The sequence below is a fragment of the Rhodoblastus sp. genome (genome assembly GCF_052145335.1).
Classification (GTDB): domain Bacteria; phylum Pseudomonadota; class Alphaproteobacteria; order Rhizobiales; family Beijerinckiaceae; genus Rhodoblastus.
The window spans coordinates 1-3,312 of sequence record NZ_JBKQOU010000201.1 but is presented as its reverse complement, the minus strand read 5'-3'; the positions used below and the strand labels follow the sequence as shown (position 1 = coordinate 3,312).

Here is a 3,312-nt window from a genome sequence, read left to right as displayed (position 1 = left end):
GGCAGCTGGCGAAAGAGGCTTTGTCCAACGCTCCGGCGCCCGATCCGATTCAGCGGTTCAGCATGATTTGCCGCGCCGACCTCGACGGCGTCCCCCGAAGCACGGCGTGAAGCGCGGCGCACGAGGCCTGGCGAATTCGGCGCCGTAGAAGGAGAAGCGGGTCGGGATTTTCGGCCAGAGCTCGACCAGCGTCGCCGCTTGCGGCAGGTCGTGGAAGTCGATCCGCCAGCTGCGTCCGCAGGCGTCGAGGCGCTTGAAGATGGTCGCGAGACCTCGCGGTCAGCGGTAGGGAAAGCGCTAGCGTTCGTTGTCGACGTAGCCGCCCACTGTTCCGGCATGGGCGAAATAGCGGTTCGGCCAGGTTTCGCAGGGCGCCGAGGCGTGCCAGCATTTGCTCTCAGTCGGCTTGGTGATGAGTCGATGCGGACCGAGACCGGACGCATGGTCCTGCTGCAAACGCCACGTCGCCGACGATGTTCCCTCGCCGATCCGGCGTCGCCCGCGCCGGCCATGGGCCGGACGCCTCGGCGGCTTCACGGGAAGGCGTCCTCACGATGCAATAATACTAAAGCTCAAGTAATTTTGCTATCGTAACTTTTGCGCGGCTCATGCGACTCTTCACCGTTCCAATCTCCACCTGGCAAATAACGGCCGCTTCTTCATAGGTATGACCGATCGCGCCCACGAGGATGAGGACTTCCCGTTGGTGGCTTGGAAGCTTGGCCAAGGCTTTGCGAAAATCTTGCAGATCGATATGGCCTTCCTGACCGCCCGAGACCGCGAGACGATTCGCATGCACGCCCTCACTGTCCTGCACCTCTCGGGCGCGCTTGCGAAAATTGGTATAAAAGATATTCCGCAAGATGGTTAGCAACCAGGCCTTCAGATTTGTCCCGCCTTGAAACTGTTTATGTTTGCTCCATGCGCGCAGAAGCGTTTCTTGCACGAGGTCATCGCCGGCCGATACCGACCCGGAAAGAGAAATCGCGAACGCCCGCAAATACTTGATTTCGGCGATGAGGTTGTTCTTGAAGTCATCCGGGGGCAGCGCTCCAGCCATTCGGCCTGTAGCGGTTCCCGACTGAAAAACCATCGAGGAATGTTCCAAACAGGTGTCCATGACATGTCCTCGTCCGACATCGACGCTGTGCGATCGCTGCTGGCTGCCTGCGATGGGCCAATCTGGTTTGACGGAACGGTGAAAGAAAGGTTCGGAAACTACTCAGAACGGGGCCAGACCGCGCCGATTTCGACACGCCTTGGCGAGTTCGCAAGGCCGCCGCGGTAGGGCGGCGATTTCCGCGGGACTGCCGCTCCCGACGTATTGCGGACGCGCCAAATTGCGGCCGCGTCGTTGCACAACCGCTGATGACCTGTGAAAAACACCGAGCCGCACGGCTTTACGATGCGCGCGAGACAGCGTCCGCCGGCGACAGGCTCGGCGCGGCGACCGATCGAATCGATTTGATGAGGCCTGCGGCGGTGCGGAGATCGAGCGGGTGTAGAAGAACCGCTTGCGCCGGAAGTCAGGCTCCCCAATTGGACCGTCGAATTTTGCGGTCTATGCGTAGATTCCGAACCTGCGACGCTGAGGCGAAATGGGTTAGTCACCGAGCGGCGGTATTCCGCGGCAGTGTCGCAATTGCCAAGATGTATTGTTCTAAACGCAATAGGAGAAATTCATGCACCAGAAAACGCTCTTTCTCGTCGCAGCGATGGTTCTTGTCGCTGCGCCTCAGTTTGCCTTGGCCGACGGCGATGGAGCCGTCACTGGAGTCGTAGGAGGAGCCGTCGCGGGCGCCGTCGTCGGCGGACCCGTGGGCGCGGTCATCGGCGGAGTGGCGGGCGGCGCGATCGGGAACGCCGCTTCGGGACCCACTCAGTCCCCATGCGGTACGCGCACCACCCAAACGACGAATAGCGACGGCTCCGGCAGCACGACCCAGACCACGAACTGTCCGAACTAACGCGTCAGTTTTGTTGAAATCGGCGTGCGGAAGCGGACCGGTCCTCTGCCGCATGGCGCTTTCATCTCAATATGTCGTAACGACAATCACAAAGAGGATTTCATGCCAGAGCGCTTGGTCGACGTCGAGAGGCAGGGCTTGGAGGTGCTGCACACCTTTCCTGTCACGCTCAGCCCTCCGGCTGACGAGGCGGCATTCAAGCGGAAGGCGTTGGAGGCGGCAGGCCACGCGCAGTTGGTCTCGAACCAGGAACTCGAGAGTCTGACCGCCAAGATGCATGTCAGCCGCGGCGGTCAACTGACCCCATACGGAGATCCGCATGGGGTGCTGGCGGAAACCAAGGCGGGTCTCGACCAGTTCGTTCGCGACCGCGCCTATTTTCTCTGGGACGCGGCGGGGCGTCCGGAGGGTCGCGCCGACGACTTCTGGCGCCAGGCGCAGCATCAGCGCTTCCGCGAACGCGCTTATGCGCTTTGGGAGCGCGAGGGCCGTCCGGAAGGCCAGGCGGACGCGTATTGGTATCGGACGCGCGCCTTTGAGGAGAGCTGACGCTCCTTGCAGACGGTTGAAACACTCGAATCCTGCTCCCTGCAGGATGTCGACCTCGCCGATAGACAGCGAAAGAGCGCCATATTTAGAGCGGTTTTCGATCAAACTGAGGCGCCTCGTCATTGCGAGCGAGGCGAAGCAATCCAGGCTGCCACCGCTGCCTACGATCAGTGGATTGCTTCGTCGCTTCGCTTCTCGCAATGACGATTCAGCGTGGTCGAAAACCGCTCTGATGATTCGCCTACCCGCGCAGATATCTGTTCAGCCAGTCGATCGCCCGCGCCCACGCTTCCTTGGCCGCCGCCTCGTCGTAGCGCGGGGTCGTGTCGTTGTGAAAGCCGTGGTTGGCGCCCTTGTAGATATGGCCCTCGTGCGGAACGCCGGCCGCGGTCAGCGCGGCGTCGAACGCCGGCCAGCCGGGGGTGATGCGCGTGTCGAGCTCGCCGTATTGCGCGTTGATCGGCGCCTTGATTTTGGCGATCTCCGCCGCGGGCGGCTGGACGCCATAGAAAGGGACGGCGGCCGAGAGGTCCGCTCCCATGGCGACGGCGAGCGTGTTAACCACGCCGCCGCCAAAGCAGAAGCCGATCGCGCCGAGGTTGCCCGTGCAGTCGGGCCGGGCCTTGAGCCATTCGGCGGCCGCAAGAAAATCCGCCTGCATCTTTTGCGGGTCAACGGTCTTGAAGAGGGCCAGCCCTTTTTCGTCGTCGCCGGGGTAACCCCCGACCGAGGTCAGGCCGTCGGGGGCGAAGGCGATGAAATCGGCGAGCGCGAGCCGGCGCGCCACGTCCTCGAT

Annotated in this window: 5 protein-coding genes; 2 read left to right on the top strand and 3 right to left on the bottom strand. The window is 62.4% G+C overall.

Going from position 1 to position 3,312, the window contains the following annotated elements; genetic code table 11:
- Nucleotides 1-297: 297 nt before the first annotated feature.
- Nucleotides 298-537: a hypothetical protein gene (locus ACLP2E_RS12680; RefSeq protein WP_442466147.1), complete on the bottom strand. Its 240-nt coding sequence runs from the start codon at nucleotides 535-537 to the stop codon at nucleotides 298-300.
- A 28-nt stretch (nucleotides 538-565) separates the two neighbouring features.
- Nucleotides 566-1,120, bottom strand: coding sequence for a sigma-70 family RNA polymerase sigma factor (locus ACLP2E_RS12675; protein ID WP_442466146.1), 555 nt, complete (start codon nucleotides 1,118-1,120; stop codon nucleotides 566-568).
- A 562-nt stretch (nucleotides 1,121-1,682) separates the two neighbouring features.
- Here ACLP2E_RS12675 and ACLP2E_RS12670 point away from each other — a divergent pair.
- The gene (locus tag ACLP2E_RS12670; RefSeq protein WP_442466145.1) at nucleotides 1,683-1,967 is read left to right on the top strand and encodes a hypothetical protein; all 285 of its coding nucleotides are present in this window, start codon (nucleotides 1,683-1,685) and stop codon (nucleotides 1,965-1,967) included.
- Nucleotides 1,968-2,069: 102 nt separating this feature from the next.
- Nucleotides 2,070-2,516, top strand: a complete 447-nt coding sequence (locus tag ACLP2E_RS12665; RefSeq protein ID WP_442466144.1) for a DUF2934 domain-containing protein — start codon at nucleotides 2,070-2,072, stop codon at nucleotides 2,514-2,516.
- A gap of 241 nt (nucleotides 2,517-2,757) precedes the next feature.
- Here ACLP2E_RS12665 and ACLP2E_RS12660 read toward each other — a convergent pair.
- Nucleotides 2,758-3,312, bottom strand: a 555-nt coding sequence (locus tag ACLP2E_RS12660) for a dienelactone hydrolase family protein (RefSeq protein WP_442466143.1), incomplete at its 5' end; no start/stop codon positions are given.

Excerpts from the sequence above, each read along its gene's own strand:
- ACLP2E_RS12665 (WP_442466144.1), top strand. The coding sequence starts at position 2,070 with ATGCCAGAGCGCTTGGTCGACGTCGAGAGGCAGGGCTTGGAGGTGCTG.
- ACLP2E_RS12670 (WP_442466145.1), top strand. The coding sequence starts at position 1,683 with ATGCACCAGAAAACGCTCTTTCTCGTCGCAGCGATGGTTCTTGTCGCT.
- ACLP2E_RS12675 (WP_442466146.1), bottom strand. The coding sequence starts at position 1,120 with ATGGACACCTGTTTGGAACATTCCTCGATGGTTTTTCAGTCGGGAACC.